Source organism: Paenibacillus sp. PastF-3 (assembly GCF_029893135.1).
GTDB classification, from domain to species: Bacteria; Bacillota; Bacilli; order Paenibacillales; family Paenibacillaceae; genus Paenibacillus_AQ; species Paenibacillus_AQ nitricinens.
In genome coordinates, this window is record NZ_JARXWM010000010.1 from 87,582 (window position 1) to 112,224 (window position 24,643).

Below are 24,643 nucleotides of genomic sequence, written 5' to 3' on the forward strand. Positions count from 1 at the left end.
GCTCTTTATACTGTTTTGCAAGCTAATAAGGCATCTACCGGAGCATGGCCTTCACCATACGCCTCACGAAACGATGGATTTTGAGCATGATGAAAGCCTTTAAGTACAGTTACAGCATACCCCAGCTCTATAAAGTCCTGCGGCTCCCATCCGCTCCGATGCTTTTGATAATGTTCTCCTTGCAAATGATAATGGTCCGTTCCCTCCTGCGGAAAAAAACCCCGAGGTGTAAACACGACTACCCGATTATAGGCGATTCTCTCGGCCATCCCGAGTAATCTCTGTCCTTCCTTCCTTTCAAAGTGTTCTATGGAATCGATAAAAGTGACTGCCGAGAACGTCTTAGGAAGAAATAATTTATCCATATGACTAGCATCCCCATGCACTGGAATGATGTGAGGTGATTTATATTCACGATGCAGCAGGTAAGGTCTGTGAATTTCTAGTCCTAGGACAACTACGGCTTCATACCTTTCAAGCAGGGTACCGGTGCCGCTGCCGATATCCAGTATACTTTCGCAGAATTTCAACTGCTCCAATAAGATTGGTAGAAAGTCATTCACTTCAATTTCCCGGTACATAACCTTCTTACCCCCCCATAGAAGAGATCAAGTGTTGGAGCGGACCCTTGTAGCGAGCGTTGGTTGCAGCTGCCTCTGCCATAATGACATCATAATACTTAAGCGTCCCCATCCCTTCATGATTACGGTAAGCAGTGAGTGACTGATTCAGCATCACAGGTGCATACCCGTTCAGAATCGCGCGGTACCATAAATCATAGTCATGTGTATAGGGTAGTGATTCATCAAATAGCCCAATTGCTCCAAATACCTCTCTTTTGAACATCACCGTACAGCCATTAATAGGGTTACCTTGCAGAAAGCAACGTAAATATTCTAACTGATTGGGAAACAGAACTGCGGCGTTCATCTGAGTTAATTGAGATTGAGCGTTAATAAAATGAAAGTTGGTATAGGAGATGAACAGGTTGTTCTGCTCCATGAACAGCACCTGATTATTGATTTTGTCTCGATAGAATAAGTCATCTGAGCTGAGCCAGGCCACATAGTCTCCGGTTGCATGCAAAATGCCGTGATTCAGTGCGGAGGCAGTCCCTCCGTTACTTTTCCCCAAATAATGAATTCGCGGAAAATACGGTCTAATCAGATCTGCATGAACGGTCGAGCCGTCATCGACGACGATGATCTCGTAAGGCTCCCAAGACTGAGAAAGCACACTTTGCAAGGCATGTTCTATATAAGGGCAGTTGTAAAAAGGAATCACTACCGATACTTTCGGTCTCATAACATCCGTCCTTCCCAGTTCACGCGGCAATATTCCAAAATATCTGTTAAGGACTGACTAAACTCAATTCCCGGCTTCCAGCCCAGTGAAGATACATTTTCTTCAGGTGTTACAGAGGGATCTGAAGTTATTAGTTTATCCCCCGTCACTCCGTTAACCGGAATAGAGAGAGCAGCTTGTGCTGGTCCCCAGTCCATCGGAATTGAAGCACTGGAGCGGCTTAGAAGCTGCTCCGCAATATCCCCAAGTTGCCGTTGTGTCCCTGAGTCAATTTGATAAATGGTTCCATTAGTACCTTCGCGCAAAATAAAGTCATAAGCTCTTACAGCATCGCGTACATCCAAAAAATCACGTAATGCATAGCGAGATGAAAGTTTAAAGGGAGGGATTTCTTCTCCTGCATTTACTTCACTACGAACAATATGCTGTGCCATTAAAGAGCAGAAACCAGTAGAAGGACCGGGACCGATTAGGTTACAGGGCTCAGCCAGCAGAACAGGCTGTTTAAACAGCGTCCCCCACGCCAGAGACACCAGCTCTTCTATTGTTTTGCTGAGGCTATATGGGTGTGGGGGTCCTGCCACCACACCCGGTTTGAATTTAAGCCGTGAGCCTGCTACAAGAACTCGACTGGCAGGCAGACTTCGCATGGCTTCGAGCAAATATAACGTAGCCATCACATTCGTCTCCATAAAGAGCAAAGGGTTACGCCAAGACTCGGGCACCGAGTTGTTTCCTGCCAAATGAAGAACTGCCTCCGGCGTAGTTTCCTTGATCATCTCAGCTACGGCCTTCCGATTGCTTAAATCACAGTAATAAACCTTTACTCCTTCTGGAAACAAAGCGGAAGCCAGGGCACCCGCTGTCGATGACGGACGCACCACAGCGGTAACCTCAGCACCTCCTGCCAAGAACAAATGAACGGCATGTCGACCAGTGAATCCGGCAGCCCCGGTAATCAGTAGTTTTTGACCTTTCATGGCGACATCTCTGACTGTTTCATCCAGTCAGCCAGCTCTTGCAGCATCAATGGGTACGAAGGCAACGGCAAATTAACATCCGTTCTTGTATTCACTAATGTTCGATCCTGAACATGTTCATCCTCAGGGATGATTTCCACATCCTCTTTATGAAAAGCAGCCTGAATATGCTGAAGCAGCTCATACTTACTTACTGGCTTCGGATGCGCTAAATGGATCAGCCCCGATACCGTGGAGTCCAGCAGCGTATCCATTGCCTTAGCTAATTGGAGTGTAGTGACTCCGTTCCACATCACCCTGCGGTATCCTGACACCTGACCATGCTGTGCCAGAAACCAATCCATCAAGCCAATGCCATCCGGGCGGATTTCCGGACCAATAATCGAAGTGCGGATCGTAAGATGTCCAGATTGCCGCACCTCACCAAGACTTTTCGAAATCGCGTAGGCAGAGGTTCCATCAGGAACATCCTCTTCTGTGTACCCCCCGCGTGTTCCTTCAAACACGCAGTCGGTACTGATATGAATAAGTCTTGCATGCACAACTTCCGCCATCCGCCACAAGTGATGAGGAAGAAAGCCATTCACGTGGTAAGCGCCAATTTTGTCACGTTCTGCGAATTGATTGAGTACCCCCATCGCATTAATGATGCAATGAGGGGAGACGATATCGACCAGCTTCTCTACTCCGGCTATATCGTTCGCATCTACATACAGCCCGCCAAGATCGCTCTTATCCCGGGTTGTATGGAAGACGTGATGCTTGCCCTGGCGGCGGAAATAATCCGCCAGCATATGCCCCGCCATACCGTTTCCACCAAGGATAAGCAGCTTCATTGCAGGAACCCTCCTCGAATCAAGATGCTTTTGATCTCTTCCTGATCCATTAGATTCGTCTCGGAGCTGAAGCTATTAAAAGAGACATGAGGATAAGCGCTATAATGTGCCTTTAACTCTGGCATGTTCAGTGTAGGGAGGATCACTAGATACTGTTCATCGTAGACAACGGTTGTTAAGCTTTCGAAATCGCTCATTAGAATCTCGTGTATTTTCTCCCCCGGACGAATTCCGGTCTCAATAATACTTACATTCGGCTCTCCTGAGGCCTCGATTAATACCTCAGCCAGGTCGATAATCCGGCAGGTAGGCATCGTCATGACAAAGATTTCTCCACCTAAGCTAACCTCAGAAGCTTTAAATAACAACGTAATCGCATCGCGCAGGGTAAAAAAGAAGCGGGTCATTTTCATATCGGTAATACGTACCTGTCCCTTGTCCTTGATCTGCTTCATGAACAAATGTACTACGCTGCCGTTCGTTCCGAGCACATTCCCTCCACGTACGGTTACAAAGCGGGTGTTTGAGCCAATTAGATTGGCATAGACGAACAATTTTTCCCCAATCGCTTTGGTCATTCCATAGAAGTTCGACGGGTTTGCAGCCTTATCCGTAGAAATGTAGATGGCTTTCTCAACGCCATTCACAATGGCTGCTTCGATCACATTCTGAGTGCCTACAACATTGGTTTTGAGCGCTTCATAGGGCTGATCTTCACAGACCGGAACATGTTTGAGCGCCGCCAAATGGAAGATATAATCAACGCCGCGGCAGGCGGCGATCAGCGCATCCTTGTCACGGATATCGCCAATGATAAAGCTGAGACGTTGATCCTCGAACTCCCGGCTCATCGCCACCTGAGCGGACTCACTGCGGGAGAATACGATGATTTCCTTAGGATTTTGCGGCAGAAGTTGCCTAATCAGCTCATGCCCCCAGGAACCGGTGCCGCCTGTGACCACAATCCGTTTATTATTGAACATGCAGGTTCCCTCCAAGCAAAAATTTAACTACCTTTACCGAAACATCCGGAGTCAAGTACCCTTCCGGAGCTTCCCAATCCCGACGAAGTGCCGTCATCAGCTTGACGCTACGTAGAATACTTTTCTGGTCTACACCTGATACCACATTACTTCCGCAATCCACCGTTTCTGGACGCTCCGTTGTTCTGCGAATCGTAACGGTTGGTACTTTCATCAAGCAGCATTCCTCCTGTACAGTCCCACTATCGGTAATGGCACATAAGGCATGCTGTTCCAAATAAACAAAATCAAAAAATCCGAAGGGCTCATGAAATTCAACGAGAGGATTCATTGGAAGAGAAAATTGCTCGGTTAGTTTGGAGCGAGTGCGAGGATGAATGCTGCATATTAAACGAATTCCAAAATGCTCAGCCACTGCGTTAAGACCTGACATAATTTGTACAAGGGACTCTGGATCATCTACATTCTCTGCACGATGTGCTGTGACTAGGAAATACTGCCCTGAGGTAAGATTCAGCTGCTCCAGAATGCTGCTGGCCTGGATTTTTGCTCCAAAATGAGTCATGACCTCATGAATCGGATTTCCTGTTAACACAATACGTCTGCTTGGGAAGCCTTCGCTGATTAGATGTCTTTTGCTCTGCTGTGTATATGGCATATTAATGGTCGAAACGGCATCTATGACACGGCGGTTTTTCTCTTCGGGCACTTTTAGGTCATAGCAGCGGTTGCCTGCCTCCATATGCACCACCGGAATACCCATTCGTTCCGCCAAAATCGCGCATAACGCGCTGTTCGTATCCCCCAGAAGCAAGACACGGTCTGGCTGTTCTTTCTGTAAAATGCTCTCTAGCCCTCCGAACATGGCGGCAAGCTGGCCGCCGAGTCCTGCTTGCTTATCCTGCAGCACATAATCCGGTGCCCGCAGTCCCAGCTCTGCAAAGAAAATGCCGCTGAGACTGGCGGTGAAGTTCTGGCCGGTATGCACCAGGATGTGCCGCTCAGCATGTTCGTCGAGAAGCGGAATGATAACACTGAGGCGGATGATTTCAGGCCTCGTGCCTAAAATCGTCATGATCTTCATGAGTTCACTCCCCTGCCTGTTTGATGATGGTCTGACTTGACTCCGTCGGGTGGACTGAGCGGTTAAAGGGATGGGGCATTCTACGGCAATTATGCCGTTAATTGCCCGTTTCCGGCTGGATGAGACACTTTCTGGGGCAGTTATGCCCCTCTTTTCACTCATTTGGCTGGATGAACGGGATTTTTACCGTTCTTTGCACACTTTCGGCCGGATTAGCGACAATGAACGGGATTTTTACCGTTCTTTGCCCACTTTCAGTCGGATTCGCGACAATGAACGGGATTTTTACCGTTCTTTGCCCACGGCCCGATGAGTGGCAATCGAGGCATTTACGCTGCGCGCCGCCGCCCACCCCGGCGGGCCCGGCGGCGCTTGCCCCCGGCGGTGCTCCGCCGCCGGGCAGAACCCTTACGCCGCTTGCGAGCAACGCGGCGCAAAACCAACGGGCGCCCGCTTCGGCGGCGCACCCGGGCTTTGCCGCGTCGCTTGCGGGCGACGCGGCTCGGCAGGGCCTTGCTTCGCGGCAAAGCCGGCGACGCAGCGGGCAATTCAGGCAGGACAGCGGGTGGTTCCACCACGCTGTCGGCCTCGCGCACCGGCGGTGCGCTGCAATAGCGGAGGCTCCACATCTCCGCAAGACCCTGCAGGCGGCTCCGATAAGCCGCCGGACCATAAACGGCGTCGACGCGCTCCCGCGCTTGGGCGCCTATGGTTATCGCCAGTCCCGGCTGCGCCAGCATGACGTTGACTCTTTCGGCCAGCGCGGAAATGTCCGACGCGGGCACGAGATTATCGCCGCAGCCTGCTGCGTGCAGGATTTCGCGCAAGCCCCCGGAGTCGTAAGCGACCACGGGCTTTCCAAAAGCCATTCCTTCCAAAGCCGTCATTCCAAAGCCTTCGCGGATCAGGCTGGGAACAACCAGCACATCCATAGCGCAATAAGCAGATGGAAGGCATTCAGCATAACCAACAAATTTAAATCGGGTATACAGACCCTCGAGCTTTACCTTGCGGACACAGCGATCATAGTAGCTTTTGTCACCAGCTGAACCTATGACAACAAATTTCGCACTAGGATGGACCGCGTACACAAGCACAGCCATTTTCACAAAATGTTCCAATCCTTTTTCCTTATTAATAAAGGAAGAAATATAACCGACCAGCTGCTCCTGCGGTTTAATCTTTAGCTCTCGCCGTCGTTCGCCCCGAAGCTTGCTCCAAGCCTCAATCATCATCTCTTTGTCATTCCATGAAGGGGGAAGCTGGATTACTTTCTCCACTCTCACTTCCTCTGGAAAGCAAGCTGCTGCCGTCTGTGAAATAGCCAGAATCTCATCACTATTCCGATGAATCAGCCCTACACTAATGGGTGTATATTCATTGTCTGTTATCGTCTCTGATATTTTCCATACCACCGGAATGCCCAGTGACTTGGCAGCCATTGCCGGCAAAGCATGGACACAGGTACTTGTAATAATAAACGCCGGGCGCAGAGAGGTCAGCCAGTCTGTTAACTCGTGATACTCCCTGCTTTCCTGGAATTTACGAGCATCTGCCTCGAGCCCTGCATAAGGAGTGTACATTCCATATAAAAGTGGAATCGAGAGCAACTGTACACTTATCCCGAAGCTTCTAGCCTGAGCAGTCAGCTTGCCGTCCTGTGGTGCAACGAGAATACAATTAAAGTACGGAGAAAGCTCCTGAGCGAAGAACAACAACAGCTTCTCCGCTCCGGTAATACTGCGTGTATTAGATACATGTGAAAAGAGGACGATTGTAGCTTTATCAGCCATGGCGTTTCGGCGCTCCCTAACGAGGGCCTGGAGCAGCCATTCACCTCCCTAAAAGTTTTACGAAGCGTTGCTCACGTTTCTTACTTCGCAGTAAAACTCACTTCGAAAGCATCAGCTTCTTTTCATCAGGTTACAGGCATACGCTGAGGTCTGGTTCTACAGTATATCGAGGAAAAACAGATGCCGGCACGACACCTGTCCCCTGCTAAGCGCACATTTCCATATCCAGTTTAGGCCTAAGTCTAGCCGTAGATTACTGTTAGCAACTGGTGAATACGTTTTGCGTAAGTGTGATCCTTGAGCGTCCGTTCAAAAGCACGCAGCGCGATTGCCCGGCGTTCCTCCTCGTGGGTTAAGTAATAACGGATCTTATCCATCATTTCCTGAGGGCTTGCAAAGGTCTCAATTTCTTCACCTGGTTTGTAGAAAGATCCCATATCATCTCTGGCATCTACTAATTGCAACGTGCCCGTTGCTGCAATTTCAAAAGTACGTGGATTAGGAGAAACCGCAGGAATCGAAAGCGTATTATTATTAACTACTTCATCAATGTGTGAGCGGTGGAGGTTAATGACGATTTTGGAGCCGCTGTAAGCTACCGACGTCTCTTGCGGGGACATCCATTTACCAATTTCAATACGGTCACCGTAGAGTGGAGCCTCTGGCAGACGATCCCACCAGATTCCGTTAATCACTGTGTTATAGTTCATCAAATCAGGAAGAATCTCACGGAAGAAGTTCACCCGGTTCCAATAGGCGGAGCCAATAAAGCTAACTTCCCGATTCACTGGTGAACGTGTTGTAGTAGGACGGTAATGTTCCAGATGAGCAGCAAAGGGGAGATAATGGACCTCTGGGCAACCAAGTCCCCGATAGAAATCAATACAATTACGTTCAAGGGTGAATACAAAATCGTAGTGTGCCACAATCTTGATCGTAAAGTCAGTATAATAGGGATCATCTGTAAGCCAAATAGCTGTCCGGATGCCACTAGCACGAATAGCATCAATCTGTTCAAGAGGTAAATCCATACCGTCTAGCACCAATACCAGATCCGGTCTTTGCGCTGCAGCCAGTTCTACTAGATTTTGACGCACATCCGTAATTGTGACTTGAGCTGTTAATTTTTGTAATGCGCAAAGAACCGCATCATCTAAAGGAGAGTAAGGGTAGCCTTTGCCAGAAGCGACATACATGACATGAATATTCCTTACAGGAAATACTTCTTCTGGCCGACCATTCAGGATCGCAAGGCGCCCCCGTAAATAGCCCTCATCATAACCACCCTTGAAACCACTCAGACGACCACGCAGCTTTTCTTCCTCCGGAGGTGTCAGAGGTAATGGGGGTGTAGGCATAATAAATTCATTATTGTTCATAATCCTCGCTCCTTTATCCCTTTATAGATTTCATACACGTGAAGCAATCACATTCAGCAAATGAGGCAAACGAGCAGTGAATGTATGGTTTCGCATGGTAGTCTGTAATCCCCGTAAAGCATAGATTCGCCGCTCTTTTTCATGCTTCAGATAGTACTCAATCTTCTGCTGCAGTTCCTTAGCGGAGCCAAAAGTATCCAGATCATAACCAGGCCGATAATAATTGCCCAAATCCTCACGAACATCCGTAAGCTGCATAGTACCGCAGGCGCTGATCTCATAGGTGCGCGGATTAATAGAACGAGAAGGAAGGCGGTAGCTATTCCGGTTATCCTGACCCTCTTCCCACGGGCGGTGAATATTAATGACTATTTTTGCACCACTGTAGTAATTCGCTGTCTCCTCAGGCGGGATAAAGCCATTACTGATAAAAGGCGTAAGTTGATCATAGGTTGCGAGGCGTTCCCAGAATCCCCCAGCTATAAGCACTTTCTTCCCCTTAAGATAAGGTGCCAGTTCGTCGAACAGCTCTGTCCGATTACGAAATGCATTACCAATAAATACAATGTCATACTGATATTGCGGGCCGGTACGCCGTGGGTAGAACATCTTTGGATTGACACATAGTGGCAAATAATGAACCGATGACACCCCAAGGGATTGATAAAACTCTACGCAACCCAGCTCATGTGTAAATACGTGATCATAATGCTTGCAAATGACTGAAGTGTCCTCTGTAAAATAAGGATCATCCACAAACCAAATGGCGGCTTTGATGCCTAGCTTTCTTATCTCCGAAATCTGTTCTAAATGATTTTCCGGGAATACATGAAGCCCATTCATCACTAACACTGCCCCAGGCATTTCCCGTGCCGCGGTTTCCAGCATTGTTTCAGGAGTACTTATTACAAGCTCACTTACAAGCTGCTGCAGCGCCTCCGTTACGCCAGTGTCGATCGCCTGAAATCCTTGAGGAACATACATTAACTTAAATGGTCGGCAGGCTTCGACCCCTGGAGTATTCAGACGCTGCACAGCCTCACACATGCCAAGACGATATCCTTCGTGATAACCGTCGCGATATTCTCGCGGATGCTTGTGTTTTTTTCTCTTTCTCGCTTTCACGGCCTTCACCCTGCCCCGTCGTATTCTCAAGACAGTATAACTATATGCGGAGTCAGCACCCGCCTCATGGACATCTGTCTTTACTAGAACTAAATTGGCAGATGTCCCCTGTCTTTTGCCCGGCTTGCCCGAACCTTAGATGATTTCACCCACTCACAGGATGCTGGTATACTATAAGAGGCTGTTTAAAAAGTCCGCTTTTGATCACAAAGTATCCCAAGAAGATTACTCGACATCGAATATTGAATTCAGGCGAAACTTCCGGTGCTCACGTAGCTTCACTACGCTCCGCTCCTCAGTTTCTATCTTCTTTCAATCTTCTCGGTGCTGAAAACCGTACTTTTTGAACACGTACTATAAAGGTCTAGCTTGAGACTTACATCTCGTCAGATCTGAGCGGAAAGGATTATCTATGGCATTCACAAGGGGGACACTATGAATAACACCACGTTGTACTTGCGCCATGCAGAACTGCTTCGTGATCAGGTTCCATCATTCCAAACCTATCCATTTCATCTGCCGGCCGTAAGAACACTGGATCGGCTTATTTTTCAAAAGCCAGTAACCTTTCTTGTCGGGGAGAATGGCACAGGGAAATCTACCTTGCTAGAGGGAATTGCTGCTGCGTGGGGCTTTAACCCTGAAGGTGGAACACTAAACTTCTCTTTTAACACTCGTTCCTCTCATTCGAGTCTGTATGAGTATTTTAGAATTGCTAGAGGGGTTAGACGTCCAAAGGATGGTTTTTTTCTACGCGCGGAGAGCTATTATAATGTGGCTTCTTACATTGATGAATTAGATGAACAGCCTAGTTTTGGTCCACCAATCAAGAACTCCTATGGAGGCAAGTCTCTGCATGAGCAGTCTCACGGAGAATCATTTTTCGCAGCGTTCGTTCATCGTTTTGGAGGGCGTGGTCTTTATATCCTAGATGAACCTGAAGCGGCTCTGTCTCCTCTGCGGCAAATGTCTCTGCTGGTGCGTATGCATGAGCTAGTCGGACAGGATTCACAGTTTATTATCGCAACCCATTCCCCTATTCTGATGTCCTATCCGGGAGCTGAGATTTTTCTCCTAGAAGGTGAGGGCATTCGGTCCGTCGCCTTGGAGGAAACGGAGCACTACACCGTAACCAAAGCATTTATGAATGACCGTGAAGGCATGTTACGCGAGCTATTAGAGGATGAATAAAAACAGCAAGTTTCCATATTCGGAAACTTGCTGTTTGATTTGTTCCTTCTATTAACGTCTTACAATCCCCACTACCTTGTGTACAATCCATCCGAACATGACTACAACCATCATATCGAAGCACACATTAAACAAGAATAAATGCTTACCGATATCCGCCCTTCCATCTCCAAGAATCGGAACCAAGAAGGAGAATATCCCTATCAGTCCCAATAACATCAACAGCTCACCAGCAACTCTTCCCTGAACATCCCGGCTACGGAAATATTGGAACAGCGCCCCGGCAAAATACACCAGATAGAATAGAGCGAGAAATCCGAGCGTATGTGGTATATGCTTGTTCTTGAATTCGCTCCACCCGCTATAAGCGTACGATAATGCACCTGCTGGCTTATTTTCACTCTTCTCATAGTTCCCTAGATAATAAGGACGAATCGCCATACTGTTACTCGCAGCATATTCCATATTATCTATTAACCGTCCTGGATGTTTTAAGTAGAAGAACAATACATCCTTATGGGATACCCGGTCATAGAAATCCGGTACCAGCGATGGATCATCCTGTTTGATGACTGTATCGGTCTGAAAATAATTCGTGCCAGCAAGAACCTCTAGACGCTCCGGTAATCCGAGATCCTGCAAGTCTCCCTTCACATCGGGTGATTCGTTTAATATTCCAAAAAACACGGTCTGATACAGATTAATATGCTTCAGCTCTTTTGGCGCCGTCACGTACATAACGATGGATACCAGAAATATGGCAATCGAAAAGCGTAAGGCGAGCTTTCTCCATTTCCGCTCACCATCAAGTGTCATAAACCGTAGGAAGATTAGCGCAAAGGCAATTCCAATCGGCGCATTCTGAATTTTAGACGTGACCAGAAAGAGAATCGCAATAAAAAATAAGGTTAACCCTTTAGTCGTTGGCTTTTCTTGGCTAGTTAGTCTTAACCCCAGTGCAAAGGTCAGCAGCATGAACACCATCGATACCGGCTCTCCAAACAAGGAGTTAAAGTATGCCAAATACCCAATATCATAGAATACAAACAAAATAGCTGCACCCAGCAGCAGCCCCGTAACATAAGAGCCGCGAGCATTGTACTTCACCAGCAGCCAGGTCGCCACCAGTAAAAGAAGACCGTAGACTGCACCAAGCAATCTAACATCAAAAAAGCTGCCATGGATGAGCCCGCCGATCAACCTCGGTACAAGCACAATCAAAATCTGTGAAGAAGGATAAAACCCTCTAAATAAATTTTCATACGCAAAACGCGAATGACTGAAATTAAAAAACTGGTCTTCATAGGATGCGCCTGTATCATAGTAATTCAGACCGATCGTATTCATCATACGCAGAAAATCTCCATTATCGGCTACACCAATAAATGGTCTTACGAAAAGCAGATAAATAATGAGACCGCAGCCGGCAAGGCTTACGAGAAACTCCGGTTTCCAGAACTTTTTCATGATTCCCCCTATCTCTGTGGTAACAGCTTCACATATTCGTCAGACAAATTCATTAGCTTCAAAATATACTCATAATCACTCTGATATTTTGTGAAATCTGTTACTGGCTTAAGTGTATCCAGCGACACTGCTTCACCATCAGCGAATTCTTTGCCCGGTACATAAAGAACCTCATCATTAAAGAAGGAGCCGGAAGGTAAATAATACCTCATCCCTAACACATTACGATCAATATTCAAGAGGTCATGGCCAAAGGCTGTAAAACCTTCTTGTTGTAGTGAAACACCCATTAAATTAGCTATCGTAGGAAGGATATCCAGTTGTCCTCCCGTACGCTCAACTACCTTCCCTTGCTCCATTCCCGGTACACGCACAATGAGTGGAATATTAAAGCGGCTGATCCGGGAATCATATGGAACACCAAGTGCACTTTCCACTTGCTCTGGTGGAACATCCTGAGGCTGAAGGCCAAAGTGGTCACCATACATGACCAGAACCGTGTTATCCCACATTCCATTTTTCTTCAAACCTTCTATTAAAGTCCCTATAGCATAATCAGTGTAGTTAATAGCCGTCAAATAGTCACCTAACATCGTGTCTTTCATGTCATCAGGTACAGTGATTTTCTTAAAAGAATCTGGAACTTTGAACGGATGATGACTGGATGCGGTCACCATCTGTGCGTAGAAAGGGGTTCCTTTCTTCTTCAGCTCTGCCAATTTCTCGACACCCGTAATATACAGCTGTTCATCGGAAGCACCAAATGCATTAAAATGATCATTCGTAAAATAATCTTTGTCATAATAGCCGTTAAACCCAAGCGCCGGGTATAACTCATTCCGATTCCAAAAGCCTACTTTATTCACATGAAAGGTGTACGCCTCATACCCTTTATCCCTTAGCAGTCGCGGTAAGCTTGGCAGTTCTCTGTCCCCGAATCCGGTAGACATGGCCAAAGTACCCATCGGATAAATAGACGTATTGCTCATGAATTCAGCGTCAGACGTATTCCCTGGTCCAATCTGCTGATAGACATGCGGGAAATAAAAGCCCTCATCCGCTAGCTTATTCATGACTGGCGTCAGTTCCTGACCATCCAGGGATTGATGCAGCGGGAAATTCTGAAAAGCTTCCAATTGCAGCACAATTACATTTTTACCCTTTTGTGAGCCAAAATAATCAGGAGTCGTACCCGCTGGCTTGTCACTATATGGATAGGAAGATTGCAGCGCGTCAACCTTCGCAATCGTATCCTTAATATCACCCGTTCCAATGAGATTGTTATCTTCATTAATCTTAATCGCTGCAACGACTTCATAATTTAGAAATCCGGCAGTTTCTGCCTGCACAAGCTCATTTGTAATCCCCCGTGCAGAGTGGACAGAGTATGCCGATAAAGAAAAACCTCCAATAATGGATACCAGAATCACCACCACATGCACGAATCCTGTCTTCCGGGAACTAAAGCGTTCACGCGGGTAGGTCTTTCCTTGTCTCCATCTGCGAATCAAACCATAGATAGCGAAGAGGACAAAATCCGCGAAGAATAAGTAATCAATACTCTTTATGGTAGATTCTACGCTTGCCTTCACTTGAAATACCTGATTGATTTCAGATAAGGCCAGATAGGTTGGAACAGAACCAAAGTGATTAAAATATACAGCGGCTGCGAACAGCAACAGCGATAGAAAGCCGTTAAATATCCAATAGACGGTTGTTCTCACCTTAGAAGGCGTAATCACCGTTAAAATCCCCATGATAAATAGGACTGGCGCTACATCCGCTGCTATCCATTCCCAAGCAATTCTATCAAAGAACAACACTCTCAGAAGCAACAGCTTTAACCATAACAACATAGCAACGATAAAGAAATGGGCACGATCTGGCCCGTGTTTTTTCACTTATAATCCCCTCTTACATGTTCATTTGTTCGAAATATTAAATCTATTCTAGTATCTTGTAAAATATCAGGCTGTTCTAGTATAACAATACTTACTTTTTTTATCAAAATGGTAGAATTATTTTCCACAAAAAAGAGATGCCCCATTGCCTTCCGGCTTTGGAACATCCCTGTTAACTATGGATTGATCAAACCTCAGACGATGGAAGTATGCTTAAGCAATCTTTTAATAGAACGGTTAGCTTCATTTAGTACAATTTCTTTATCCACAGTCTTCAGCAGACCTCTTTCCATCACGATCTCACCGTCGATAATCGTAGTTTCCACATCGGCCCGGGTAGCAGAATATACAATTCTAGAGATAGGATCTACGTCGTAGGAGGGAAAGGTATGGAAATTATAGAGATTCAGGAGCACTAGATCTGCTTTTTTACCTACCTCGATACTGCCTATTTTATCCTCCATCCCTACCGCTTTCGCTCCACCTATAGTTGCCATACGAAATACACTGCGGGCATCCATCGTCGTAGGTCCATGTTTAGGCTTCTGAATGATTGCCGCGAGCCTCATTTCATTAAACATATCCAGATTGTTATTGCACGGAGCGCCATCTGCACCCAGACTTAGTGACACCTGCTCATGTAGCATCCCCGGTGTATCTGCGATTCCGGAGGCTAGTTTCAGATTTGAACCGGGGCAATGACTTACATGGACTCCGCGATCCCGCAAAATCCGCCGCTCCTCGGCATCCAGCCATACACAGTGCGCCAGTATTAAGCGCTCATTAGCTAATCCCAGGTGATCCAGGTAGACGATGTTACGCATCCCAGTCATCGCCTGCACAATCTCAATCTCCCCTAAATTCTCAGAAGCATGGGTGTGCACCTTCACATCATACCTTGCGGAGAGATCTCGTACCTCGGTTAACAAGGGTTCGGTGCAGGATATTACAAAACGCGGAGAGAACGCATATTGAATCCGTCCATGGCCATAGCCATTCCATTTTTCAAGCAAATCCACACTTTCCTGTAAAGAAGAAGCGGTATCCTCCTGCAGTGCTTCAGGCACATCTCCTCCTTTTTGATCCATCATTACCTTACCGGACAAAGCACGTATTCCACTTTTAGCAATGGCCTGAAAAGCATAGTCCGTATGGTGAACAGTCTCCATATCAACAATCGTAGTGGTTCCGCTGGAAATCAGTTCTCCTATACCGAGCATCGCCGAATAATAAAGGGATTCCTCATCATGCGCTGCCTCTAACGGCCAAATCCGTTTACGCAGCCAGTCCATAAGCTCCAGATCATCTCCCTTCCCACGGAATAACGTCTGGCATAAATGAATATGCGTCTGAACAAAACCGGGAATTAACGTACGGTTCGTGGCATCGATGACCTTTTCGTCTCCCTGCGGGATCAGACCAATGCCGATTTCTACGATGATATCATCCTTAATTCGAACATCCCCGACAATAATTTCCTCCTGTCTGTTCATTGTAATGATCTCAGCATTTTTGATCAGAATCTTCCCCATTGTCCTTATCCCCCTCATTGTTCATTCGTTTGCCGTTTCACGGTGTAACACAAAAAGGCCACAAAAAGGCCACAAAAATATGCCGTAACATATTTTCGTAGCCAGAAATTTACGGTTTCCGGTAGAGACCCTTAAACCAATTATTAAGGATATACGAAAAAAAGGACTATTCATTTGTACGTTGAATAATCCAATAGTAATTGAAAGACAACTTTAATGTCAATATATATAACATAAATACAGATTTATTTTTGTGAAATGATCATACTTCACCTTAATACGTCACTTTTCATAACACAATTATTCTTCTCCAAAGAGTCCACCCTCAAATAGCTCCCCATTAAACAAATCAGCTTGAGGTTCAACCTCCAGTCCATCTTCGGTATCCAATTGTATATTTAACTCTCCGGCTGCCTTTTGTCCAACCCATTTAATAGCACTACTACCTTTAGGAATATTTAGAATAACTTCTTCATCCTTTTCCCCACTCCAAATAGTGGTTAATTGCTGATCTGCTGTAGTCTGAATTAACTTAAATTTTCCGCGTTTGTTATTACCCTGTACTTTTATTTTCAATGAAATATCTTCTTGGGAAGTCATTCGCCAGACCGTATACACCCCAGAAAATCCACTGTATTGAATAATAGCGTGTTCCTCGTTGATTTCCCCCTTTTTATTTGAAAATGTAAAACTGTCCCCAACCTCCAATAATCTGTTCTCATTATTAAACACATTCTCTTGTTTACTCGCAAAACCTCCACAACCGCCCAACCATAAAATCGCACATGCAATAACCATTAACTTAACCGAACGGTTCAATTACAAATCACTCCTTTTAAAATCCAAGGGTTCCAGCTGTTTAACAAACTATGGCGATATAATCTCATATTAAATAAATTTATATCTTGGGAGACATAGCTAATTTTCCCACGAAGTGCTTCGACGTCTATTTCTAATATATTTATTTCATTACAACTAATATGATCTCTCAAGTCTGTAAAAACCCAATAATAATTTAACTAACGTACTTTTTCCGTCAAGGATTTGCGGGAATGCAACATCGTCTAACATTTCACCTTGCATATCAAAATACTCGTATATTCGATCAAATACAACCTTACAATTAATTACATATTAATCCAGTTAGAAATATCATATATTGCTTATTTTTCAAATTAAAACACAAAAAAACCTCTATTTCAGAGGCCTCTTACATGTCACTCACGCAATCTTTATTCTGGAAAGTAATGATTTCTTACATATTCAGCACGAAATTAATAACAGTTCATAGATAATTTGATTTTCCTAGTTATCCATTAGATTGCATTCCTGCTAACACTTCAGTGGCAGGATCAGTAGAGTGATCTCGTATCCTTACACCACTTTTATATCAATTCACCATCTCAAACCCTCAGCACCTTCTCGAATACTGGAAAGTTCGCCGTGCGGTTCGGAAAACTCACTTCACCTCTATGGTCATAACCAAGGCGAGGATAGATTTCCAGTGCTCTAGTATTCTTCGCATAAGTATCCAGCCGAATACTTGTGTAACCATTACGCGCTGCGTAATCCTCCGCGAAAGCAATTAGTCTAGTTGCAATCCCTTTTCCCTGAATATGTGGATGAACTGCTAAACGATGCATAATCAGATGTGGCCCTTGATTTTGCTTCCACTCGATCTTCTTATATTCCTCAGAAGCATTCTCATCCAGTACAAGAATACCCGCGATAGTTTGATCTTCTTCACATACATATAAGGTACCCTGTGCGATATCCAGTTCGATAATCTCTTTATTCGGATAGCTCTCATCCCACTGGTCGCTTCCAGCGGCCTGCATAACTTGTACACATTTTGAGATCAATTCCATGATCTCTTCGATCTCATCCTGTCTAGCTTTTCTAATTCCATTTCCTACTTGCATCCTGCTATCCCCTCTTTCTTATCGACATCTGAAAACCTCTGAATAGATTCTCGTTTTAGAAGTCTATCATATTCGGAGACAAATTCCGATAGTAGGATGATTCCAGAGAGGATGCAATCCCTCTAAGCTGAGGGACACGAAAGATCAGAATAACGCGTCATAGATTAGATCTCCGGGTCCCTTCCTCTTAACTTACCTGCCGCTGCTCAGTTAAACTCCAGCTTATGCCCGTCCTCGAAGCCCTTGGCGAAACCGGCATCGAACCCCACGTTGTATGCTTCGGTGTAGCCCTGCTGAAAGGCGTCTGCCGGCGGCGTTTCCGGCGAAACGCCAAGATCCGGGGGGAGCGGAATGACCTGTGGAGCAGGTGGAGCCTCGATAACCGGCACTACATGAACTGGTGCTTGTATAACCCTCACCTTTCGAACAAGCTTGCGGCGAAGTCTTCTTTTCTTTCGTACCAAAAGACCCTTCTTCGTCTTTCCATAACGAACGATTTTCCGAGAAAGTCCTCTGCGGGGTTTGCGGGCTAGACCTCTACGCACTTTCGTTTTCCGCGAGAGCAGTAGTGTGCGTCTGCGGGTTCTGCCTGAACGTAATGTTCTAAGGCTCTTTTTCTTCATGCCTCTATTCCTCCTGTGCTCCATGATCTCTGGAGGTTCCTACGGCGTATGCCTTGCTCAGCCATGGCGCAGCAGGAATTCCCCGTTTCGGTTGATGCAGTGAAATCCCGGACATCATCCGGCACATCGCGCTCTGATACCCACTTAAGATTCTGATATTGTCGCTCAATTTGCGGGCCGTCAGCTCAGATTGCCCCGTCAATTCGGCGATGCTCTCCAAGATGGCCGCCAAAGCAGCCTGACTGCGCGAAATGGAGCGGATCATCTCCAGCTTGACGGCATGTTCAGAGAGACGGTCCCCGCTCATTTGCTGTCTTCTCCAAAACTGAACCCATCACCTGACATGTCTCCAAAACCTTCCCCGCCACCATCATCTTCCCCACTGCCCAGCACTGCTTTTAAATTGCTGTAGAGTCCATTCTCCAATTTAGTCAGCCCTTCGACCATCTCCACGATAACTTCGTGAATGGAGAGAGATTCCTTTAGCTGCTCTTCATGAGATTCGAAAGCTCTAGCGTGGATATGATGTTGTGCCCACTGTTTTACCTTTTCAGCTTCAACCGCCTTAGCTTCCAGAATCATTGCAATGTTCCACTGGATAGTGGCGGTCGACTCCAGCATTTGCAGATAAGCCTTTTCTCTGCTCATCATCCGCCTCCTGCTCCTATAGCGTTACTCTTCTTCTTGACCGTTCAATTCCTTAATTACTCTGCCTACCCCTTCAGCCATCGCTTCTTCCAGATCTGCAAGTGCGTTCAAGTAAGCAATAATATTCTTGTTTACTTGAGTTGAGCTTTCGATCATCCCGCTGATACCGTCAAAACCGGGATCTGCATCTGGCAGATCGTGGACAATTTGCGACATACGGACAGCCACGTGGCGCTCAGCATCTAGTATCCGCGCCATCTGTTCGTGTGTATGGGCCATGTGCTGCAGGACTTTGGTTATTTTATTCTGCACCTTCATGTCTCCTTTGCTCAAACGCCCTGCTACAGCATATGCGGCAGAAGCCGGGACGGTGCCGAGGATATAAAGGCAAGTTAGGGCTCTATACAAGCGGATTGGCGGACACAGGATACTTTAGAAGATTGAAACAGGCCGTCTATATGGAAAATAAAAGACCAACAGCCCGGTCCATTGGAACGGGCTGACGGCCTTTTGGATTAATAATATTTATTAATGATTCTGTAAAAAAGAACCGCCGTTTCGGCGCGGGTTGCAGCTCCCGTTGGATGGAGCAATTTCCCGTCACCAAGGACAATGCCCTCCCTGACCAGTACGGCTGCTGCCTTCACGGCATAATCAGCCACTTTAGAGGCATCCGCAAATTTGCCAAAGTCGGAGATGGAACCGGCTTCTGCTAATTTTCCTGACTTCTGCAATGCTCTTACGATAAATACCATCATATCCTGCCGGGAAATCTCTGCTCCCGGATTGAACCTGTTGCCGCCGACTCCGCTGGCAATGCCCAATTGTTTGGCGATTCCCAGCGCTTCATAATAGTATGCGTCCTGATCGGCATCCGCGAAGCTCACTTCAAAACCAGTCTTTAAATCAAACGCTCTGACCAGAAGCAATATAAAGTCCGCTCTTTTCATCTTGGCGCCCGGTTCAAAGAAAGTACTCGACGTTCCCTGAACGATTCCTTTAGCCGCCAGAGCTTCAATAGCCTCTTTGGCCCACAAATGGCTGCCGATATCACTGAAAACAGGTTTCTTGGGCTGCAGTTCCGGTGTGGGTGCCGGTGTTGTCGACGGACCTTCACTTGGCTTCGGAGCTGCCGGCGTTGGCGTTGGAGTCGGGTTACCACCTCCGCCGCTGCCCGAGCCACCGTCCCCGCTGGCCTTTAATGTAGATACGATTCTCACATTGCTTATCTTGGACGTATTTCCTGCTGCATCAACAGCTATAATATAGTATTTGTACTGGGTATCCGCAGATAAACCGCTATCTCTGTATTCTGTTGCCTCCAGTGTCTTGATTTCAACGTCATTGCGGTAAATCCTGTATCCCGTTACTCCCAAATTATCCGTGGAAGGTGTCCATTTTAGATCAATAGCAGAGCTGGATACCGCTTCCGCTCTCTCTATTGTTGGTTCCATGGGAGCCTCAGTATCAACGATGGTTGGTGTCCACCAGTTGCCGGATGCCACAATCATGCTGAGCAGACGCAAATTATTGCCAAAATATAAATCGTCTTCGGTGGAAACAGCCGCATTATAATCCCATAATCTATTCAGCCACTCCTGATTGGATGAATCAATCATGGCGCTGACCATCATCGGTGCGGAGAAGGATGTGTCTGCATAATCATTGATTGCTTCTGTGCCGTCCAGCTTATATCCCGCAAGGATCATGGCCGGATCATTATCCGCCTTGGCCCGAATCCAGCGGTTCAGCGTGCTGAGCTGCTCTTTAGCCCGGTTATCACCTGTCAGGAGATAATCCGTACTGATCCGCCAGGGAATACGGGAAGAGTTGTAGTTGTAATCCCCGTCATTTTCCGATTCCAGGAAGTATCCATCCGGGGTATCCCATATCTTCTGGCTTACTGGTTTGTATTGCCCATCCGTATCATCCTTGAATACAAAATCCGGCAACAAACCGGCTTTTGGACTGTAATTTTCATACAGACTATTAATGATGTTGTACGTCTTATCGGTAACACGATCCCAATTGGGGTCTCCGGATACATTTTTAAAATCTTTCAGATGCTGCAGCATAAAATCGGAAGGACGTGTAGCATTGCCGAACGTGGAATCATTGTCACTGACCCAATCCGCCAATTTCAATGTCCACTCGGAATGGTTGACATCGCTTTTCATAATGGCGTTGATTACCTTTTTGGCCTGGGACAAGTAGTTAATTTCCCCGCTGCTGCCCCATTGGCTGTCGGCAAGCAGAAGAGCGTAAGCAATATCCATATCGCCGTCGGTTGCCGAATCCACACCATTGATATCAATAATTTCGGTGCCGGTATCCGCTTGCTGCCATGCCATTAAATCGGGATTGATTTCACTTGGATGTGCTCTGAAATAGCGATACATCCCGTCAAAATACTTCTTAGCCTCCGGATCATGACCCGCGAGCAAAGCGGTAATCAGCATTCCGTAGCCATGTGCTTCCGAAACTGTAATCTCGTTATTCTCAAACCAGTCACCATCGCTATACCATACGTAATATTGGTCTGACTGATATGGATTTTGTTTCAGATATTTTGTTTTCCACTCGGTATATAATCTGCCCACCGTAGCGTCCAGTTGGGCCTGAGTCAAGTGATTCGGCTTAATGGAGCCGGCCACATAAGACGTATGCTGCGGAAATGCCTTATGGACACCCGCTCCAGTGGATGAAGGTTTGGTCGTTACTTGAACGGTATTACTCGCCAGCGATTCCATCTCTTCTGCATTATAGGCCTTCACAGTATAACTATAGGCCGTATCCGGAGTTAACCCGGTATCGCCGTAGGAGATTTCCTTCGTCGTGCCGACTTTGCTGCCGTTGCGGTATACGTTGTAGCCTGCTGCCTGAATGTTACCGGCCGAAGCCGTCCATTTCAGGTTGATTTGGTAAGGAGAAACCGCAGCTCCTTTTAAATCAGAAGGTGCTGAAGGCGGCTCCGACTCGCTTGGACCTTCGATTGTTCTGACTTCAACCGGATCTGAATTAATTCTTGTGCCGACCGTTTTGACGATAAATTCATATTTTTTTGCAGGATTGATATCATCTACCGTGTAGGTGTATTCCGTTTGACCTTCCGCTACCGGCACATATATACTCCAGTGTGTCTTCACCTTGTCATTCTTCTCATAAATCCGGAATCCTCTTACTGGTTCTGTACTTGCGGAAGGTGCACTCCAGGTCAGAACCGCCTTGCGGCCGTTCAATTTCACCTTCACCGCTTCCGCCGGGTCCGGCTTGGTGTCCGTTCGCTTGATCCCATACTTGTCATATGCTTTTAGGCCGTCGCCAACGGTGTCCGGCTGATTCTCATCCGCTACGGCTGCGGTATACGCTGTAAAGGAAAGCACCCGGTCAGTGATGGAAACATCCGTAAACATCTTCTTCTCCGGCTGTTCGTCGATAGCTGCAAAGTAATCATCATAAGGAACCGGATTCCCGTTTTCGTCCCGAATCTCGCGGGGTTCTCCATTCTCATCCAGTTCATATTGATTGTTCTTATAATAGAATTTATTTCCGAATGCATTAGACATGAGATAGACCGTGCCTTTGGGGTTGAGCGCATTGCCCTCTCCATCAAATGTCAGCTTCTCCTTGGGAATAACTTCATCATTGTACATTTGGAAGGATCTCATATACATATGATCATGGGCCTCGAACACCATATCAATGCCCATCTCGTCAAAGGCGGGAATCAGGTATTTCTTGTAAAACTGGACGCGATCGTCTTCCCATTGTGCAGAGTTGTCGCCTGCTGCATAGGGGCTTTTGTGAAAAGTAACAAACTTCCACTTCTTGTCGCTGCGGGCGACCGTACTCTTCATCCAGGCCACTTGGTCCCAGAATTGGTCATCCGCCCATTCCACATCTTTCCCATTCTCTGCAAGTGCCCCCGAGTACTGCGAATTGAAGACAAGATAGAGTGCATCACCGTATTCAAAAGAATACACAGAGCCTTCTTGGGTATCCGCAACAGCCTGTTTCGGCAAGTTGAAATGGTTGTAGAAGTTGTTATTCGGTGTCGTCTCATCTCCGTCATAATCCATGACCTCATGACCGCCAAGTACAGGCACATATGGCACTTGCAGCAATTGATTCTGGGCTGCCCCGAGCATCCATTGCCACTGCTCCTCCAAATCACCGTTATCCACCAGATCTCCGGCGCTGATCAGGAATTTAGGGTCGCCTATATAATCAACTGCTTTCCGGAAGGTATCACCCCAAGGCTCAAAGTCAGACTTGCTGGAAGCCTGTGAATCGGAACCGGCGATAAAACGGAAAGGCTGGTGGCCGGCAGCATCCGTAGTGAACGAGCCAATAGAGCTCCAATCACCTGATTTGCCGTTACCTGCCCGAAACTTGTAAGCTGTTCCCGGTTGAAGCTGTTCTGCAATGACTTTATGACTAATAAATTTCGTTTTATGGTTCGTGCTTCTATCGCTTTTACTCATAAAGGTCTCAATTTCTTCGGCCTCTCCCTGATAGGTCAAAGCCCCGTTCTCCGGGAAAATGTTCCCCATAACCTTTGAGGCTTCTATAACCTGCACCACGGTATCCGTCATTGCATCCGTGTACCAGGCCAAAGCAATGCTCGTCTTTGGATCTCCGTTAAACGTCATATTGATGGATTTTGGAGCAAGAGGCGAATCCTGAACGTCAAAACTCCACGAGACTTCCCGAACTAGCGGCACAAGATCTGCCCCCTTGATAAGCTCCTTGGGTATAGTTACCGTGTAAGACCTCCCATAAGTCAACGGAGGATGGTTTATCCGCAAAGTATCTCTGTTTAAGACTTCAAGTGTAACCCCATCAACCGGTTGATCGTTCTCATCGGCAAATCGGACAGCATAACCCGGATCAAGGGCAATGGCCTTGTTGAATTTGATTTCAACGGGAGCTTCGGGAGACACATTTCCAGAACCGTCTGCAGGCTGCTGGACAAGATCTACGGTAGGAGTGACAGGTTCTTTCCCCGGGATTGGCTCGCCGGACACCTTGATATTTCGGATTCTACTGGAACCCGAACCCCCTATGCCCTCATCATTCCCCCTGGTGTTGCTATCGGAGCTGACGATCCAGCGAATATATAATATTTCCCGATCATTGCTGTTTGGAAGGGGAGTATTCACCAATCTGCAGGTATCTCCCGGGCAATCAAAACTGGAGACGGCCATTTTAAGATTCGTATTCGGCACATCCTCCCACGTTTGTCGGTCTACACTCGTCTGCACTTTAAAATCACGCGGACCTGACCCGGATGAATTTTGCTCAGAGGATAAGGTGATCTTCTCAAACCCGGTTGTAGACACGGCAGCAAGCCAATACTTTTTCCCGTTTCCATTATCCCAGCCCTGATAGCTGATCGCTTTCTTGCTTACATCCACATCCTCGAACACACCGCCTATATTGCGAAAAGTAGACGCTGTCTCATAGATGCCGTATGTAGCCGAGATTACCCCCACATTTTTAGCGGCCTCATCAAACACCCATTCGGCAATCGTCTTTACACCGGGTATTGAATCTGAACCGACAGCATCTGGTGCAGGTGCAGCATTTGCAATCTGGTATGGCAGCAGTAAAAGCACGAGCAACAAAGAAATGGATTGGTGCAGCCTTCTTTTCAAATGACCCTTCTTTTGCACTCTCGTTCCCTCTTTTCGCAAATAATAGTTTAAGCGCTTTAACTTTCACTTGCAGCGGACCCTGATTTTCTTTTCCCCTCCTTAAATACAATTTATATGTAAATATAGCGCATTCATTTCTATTCAATCTCTGCATATTTTGTTATTGTTAATGATTTTCTACTTTTACCGCTATTTAATTTCTAGCCTGTTCAACAGG

The 24,643-nt window shown here is 46.6% G+C and carries 21 protein-coding genes and 1 riboswitch; of the genes, 2 read left to right on the top strand and 19 right to left on the bottom strand.

What is annotated here, in order from left to right; all coding sequences use genetic code 11:
• Window positions 1–5: 5 nt before the first annotated feature.
• Genes M2444_RS19985 through wecB form a run of 6 tightly spaced genes read right to left on the bottom strand, consistent with a single transcriptional unit; the run spans window position 6 to window position 5,188 of the window.
• Window positions 6–581 (bottom strand): class I SAM-dependent methyltransferase, encoded by a 576-nt coding sequence (locus M2444_RS19985; RefSeq protein ID WP_094878002.1) that lies wholly within the window; start codon window positions 579–581, stop codon window positions 6–8.
• Between the two features lie 7 nt (window positions 582–588).
• The gene (locus M2444_RS19990; RefSeq protein ID WP_094878003.1) at window positions 589–1,305 is read right to left on the bottom strand and encodes a glycosyltransferase; all 717 of its coding nucleotides are present in this window, start codon (window positions 1,303–1,305) and stop codon (window positions 589–591) included.
• Window positions 1,302–2,285: an SDR family oxidoreductase gene (locus tag M2444_RS19995; RefSeq protein ID WP_094878004.1), complete on the bottom strand. Its 984-nt coding sequence runs from the start codon at window positions 2,283–2,285 to the stop codon at window positions 1,302–1,304. Before M2444_RS19995 ends, M2444_RS19990 begins: the two co-directional genes overlap by 4 nt.
• Window positions 2,282–3,121, bottom strand: a complete 840-nt coding sequence (locus tag M2444_RS20000) for a dTDP-4-dehydrorhamnose reductase family protein (protein ID WP_094878005.1) — start codon at window positions 3,119–3,121, stop codon at window positions 2,282–2,284. Before M2444_RS20000 ends, M2444_RS19995 begins: the two co-directional genes overlap by 4 nt.
• Complete coding sequence (locus tag M2444_RS20005; RefSeq protein ID WP_042191479.1) at window positions 3,118–4,104, bottom strand: polysaccharide biosynthesis protein; 987 nt, start codon at window positions 4,102–4,104, stop codon at window positions 3,118–3,120. Before M2444_RS20005 ends, M2444_RS20000 begins: the two co-directional genes overlap by 4 nt.
• Window positions 4,094–5,188, bottom strand: coding sequence for a non-hydrolyzing UDP-N-acetylglucosamine 2-epimerase (gene wecB / locus M2444_RS20010; RefSeq protein ID WP_094872670.1), 1,095 nt, complete (start codon window positions 5,186–5,188; stop codon window positions 4,094–4,096). Before wecB ends, M2444_RS20005 begins: the two co-directional genes overlap by 11 nt.
• A gap of 70 nt (window positions 5,189–5,258) precedes the next feature.
• Between wecB and M2444_RS20015 the strand changes: the two genes are divergently transcribed.
• Window positions 5,259–5,501 (top strand): hypothetical protein, encoded by a 243-nt coding sequence (locus M2444_RS20015; protein WP_280787873.1) that lies wholly within the window; start codon window positions 5,259–5,261, stop codon window positions 5,499–5,501.
• Window positions 5,502–5,517: 16 nt separating this feature from the next.
• Here M2444_RS20015 and M2444_RS20020 read toward each other — a convergent pair whose 3' ends face one another.
• The 3 genes from M2444_RS20020 to M2444_RS20030 all read right to left on the bottom strand — a co-directional run bounded on the left by M2444_RS20020 (window position 5,518) and on the right by M2444_RS20030 (window position 9,407).
• On the bottom strand, window positions 5,518–6,981 hold the full coding sequence (locus tag M2444_RS20020; RefSeq protein WP_280787874.1) for a glycosyltransferase family 4 protein: 1,464 nt from the start codon (window positions 6,979–6,981) through the stop codon (window positions 5,518–5,520).
• 242 nt (window positions 6,982–7,223) lie between these two features.
• Entirely contained in the window at window positions 7,224–8,339 is a 1,116-nt protein-coding gene (locus tag M2444_RS20025; RefSeq protein WP_094879008.1) for a CgeB family protein, read from the bottom strand.
• A gap of 51 nt (window positions 8,340–8,390) precedes the next feature.
• A complete protein-coding gene (locus tag M2444_RS20030; protein ID WP_094879007.1) occupies window positions 8,391–9,407 on the bottom strand; it encodes a CgeB family protein in 1,017 nt (338 codons plus the stop codon).
• 513 nt (window positions 9,408–9,920) lie between these two features.
• Between M2444_RS20030 and M2444_RS20035 the strand changes: the two genes are divergently transcribed.
• A complete protein-coding gene (locus tag M2444_RS20035; protein WP_094876891.1) occupies window positions 9,921–10,676 on the top strand; it encodes an AAA family ATPase in 756 nt (251 codons plus the stop codon).
• A 51-nt stretch (window positions 10,677–10,727) separates the two neighbouring features.
• Here M2444_RS20035 and wsfD read toward each other — a convergent pair whose 3' ends face one another.
• The 10 genes from wsfD to M2444_RS20085 form a co-directional block, all read right to left on the bottom strand.
• A complete protein-coding gene (gene wsfD, locus M2444_RS20040) occupies window positions 10,728–12,143 on the bottom strand; it encodes a glycan biosynthesis hexose transferase WsfD (RefSeq protein ID WP_280787875.1) in 1,416 nt (471 codons plus the stop codon).
• Window positions 12,144–12,151: 8 nt separating this feature from the next.
• Window positions 12,152–13,999, bottom strand: coding sequence for a sulfatase-like hydrolase/transferase (locus tag M2444_RS20045; protein ID WP_280787910.1), 1,848 nt, complete (start codon window positions 13,997–13,999; stop codon window positions 12,152–12,154).
• Window positions 14,000–14,238: 239 nt separating this feature from the next.
• Window positions 14,239–15,576: a 5'-deoxyadenosine deaminase gene (locus M2444_RS20050; protein ID WP_094876889.1), complete on the bottom strand. Its 1,338-nt coding sequence runs from the start codon at window positions 15,574–15,576 to the stop codon at window positions 14,239–14,241.
• 78 nt (window positions 15,577–15,654) lie between these two features.
• A riboswitch (purine riboswitch) is annotated at window positions 15,655–15,753 on the bottom strand.
• Between the two features lie 123 nt (window positions 15,754–15,876).
• On the bottom strand, window positions 15,877–16,395 hold the full coding sequence (locus M2444_RS20055) for a hypothetical protein (RefSeq protein WP_280787876.1): 519 nt from the start codon (window positions 16,393–16,395) through the stop codon (window positions 15,877–15,879).
• A gap of 584 nt (window positions 16,396–16,979) precedes the next feature.
• Complete coding sequence (locus M2444_RS20060) at window positions 16,980–17,498, bottom strand: GNAT family N-acetyltransferase (RefSeq protein WP_094876887.1); 519 nt, start codon at window positions 17,496–17,498, stop codon at window positions 16,980–16,982.
• 206 nt (window positions 17,499–17,704) lie between these two features.
• Entirely contained in the window at window positions 17,705–18,121 is a 417-nt protein-coding gene (locus tag M2444_RS20065) for a FliH/SctL family protein (RefSeq protein WP_094876886.1), read from the bottom strand.
• 4 nt (window positions 18,122–18,125) lie between these two features.
• Window positions 18,126–18,428 carry a hypothetical protein gene (locus tag M2444_RS20070; protein ID WP_042130853.1) on the bottom strand — a complete coding sequence of 101 codons (303 nt, stop codon included), beginning with the start codon at window positions 18,426–18,428 and terminating at the stop codon, window positions 18,126–18,128.
• Window positions 18,425–18,769, bottom strand: coding sequence for an alpha-helical endospore appendage domain-containing protein (locus M2444_RS20075; RefSeq protein ID WP_042191502.1), 345 nt, complete (start codon window positions 18,767–18,769; stop codon window positions 18,425–18,427). Before M2444_RS20075 ends, M2444_RS20070 begins: the two co-directional genes overlap by 4 nt.
• Window positions 18,770–18,793: 24 nt before the next feature.
• Window positions 18,794–19,081, bottom strand: coding sequence for a hypothetical protein (locus M2444_RS20080; protein WP_042191504.1), 288 nt, complete (start codon window positions 19,079–19,081; stop codon window positions 18,794–18,796).
• A gap of 203 nt (window positions 19,082–19,284) precedes the next feature.
• Window positions 19,285–24,444: a glycosyl hydrolase family 8 gene (locus M2444_RS20085; protein WP_280787877.1), complete on the bottom strand. Its 5,160-nt coding sequence runs from the start codon at window positions 24,442–24,444 to the stop codon at window positions 19,285–19,287.
• Between the last annotated feature and the right edge of the window lie 199 nt (window positions 24,445–24,643).

Bases quoted from the DNA above. Each gene is read 5' to 3' on its own strand.
- M2444_RS19985 (WP_094878002.1), bottom strand. From the start codon at position 581: ATGTACCGGGAAATTGAAGTGAATGACTTTCTACCAATCTTATTGGAG.
- M2444_RS19990 (WP_094878003.1), bottom strand. From the start codon at position 1,305: ATGAGACCGAAAGTATCGGTAGTGATTCCTTTTTACAACTGCCCTTAT.
- M2444_RS19995 (WP_094878004.1), bottom strand. From the start codon at position 2,285: ATGAAAGGTCAAAAACTACTGATTACCGGGGCTGCCGGATTCACTGGT.
- M2444_RS20000 (WP_094878005.1), bottom strand. From the start codon at position 3,121: ATGAAGCTGCTTATCCTTGGTGGAAACGGTATGGCGGGGCATATGCTG.
- M2444_RS20005 (WP_042191479.1), bottom strand. From the start codon at position 4,104: ATGTTCAATAATAAACGGATTGTGGTCACAGGCGGCACCGGTTCCTGG.
- wecB (WP_094872670.1), bottom strand. From the start codon at position 5,188: ATGAAGATCATGACGATTTTAGGCACGAGGCCTGAAATCATCCGCCTC.
- M2444_RS20015 (WP_280787873.1), top strand. From the start codon at position 5,259: ATGGGGCATTCTACGGCAATTATGCCGTTAATTGCCCGTTTCCGGCTG.
- M2444_RS20020 (WP_280787874.1), bottom strand. From the start codon at position 6,981: ATGGCTGATAAAGCTACAATCGTCCTCTTTTCACATGTATCTAATACA.
- M2444_RS20025 (WP_094879008.1), bottom strand. From the start codon at position 8,339: ATGCCTACACCCCCATTACCTCTGACACCTCCGGAGGAAGAAAAGCTG.
- M2444_RS20030 (WP_094879007.1), bottom strand. From the start codon at position 9,407: ATGTGTGAGGCTGTGCAGCGTCTGAATACTCCAGGGGTCGAAGCCTGC.
- M2444_RS20035 (WP_094876891.1), top strand. From the start codon at position 9,921: ATGAATAACACCACGTTGTACTTGCGCCATGCAGAACTGCTTCGTGAT.
- wsfD (WP_280787875.1), bottom strand. From the start codon at position 12,143: ATGAAAAAGTTCTGGAAACCGGAGTTTCTCGTAAGCCTTGCCGGCTGC.
- M2444_RS20045 (WP_280787910.1), bottom strand. From the start codon at position 13,999: ATGTTGTTATGGTTAAAGCTGTTGCTTCTGAGAGTGTTGTTCTTTGAT.
- M2444_RS20050 (WP_094876889.1), bottom strand. From the start codon at position 15,576: ATGGGGAAGATTCTGATCAAAAATGCTGAGATCATTACAATGAACAGA.
- M2444_RS20060 (WP_094876887.1), bottom strand. From the start codon at position 17,498: ATGCAAGTAGGAAATGGAATTAGAAAAGCTAGACAGGATGAGATCGAA.
- M2444_RS20065 (WP_094876886.1), bottom strand. From the start codon at position 18,121: ATGAAGAAAAAGAGCCTTAGAACATTACGTTCAGGCAGAACCCGCAGA.
- M2444_RS20070 (WP_042130853.1), bottom strand. From the start codon at position 18,428: ATGAGCGGGGACCGTCTCTCTGAACATGCCGTCAAGCTGGAGATGATC.
- M2444_RS20075 (WP_042191502.1), bottom strand. From the start codon at position 18,769: ATGAGCAGAGAAAAGGCTTATCTGCAAATGCTGGAGTCGACCGCCACT.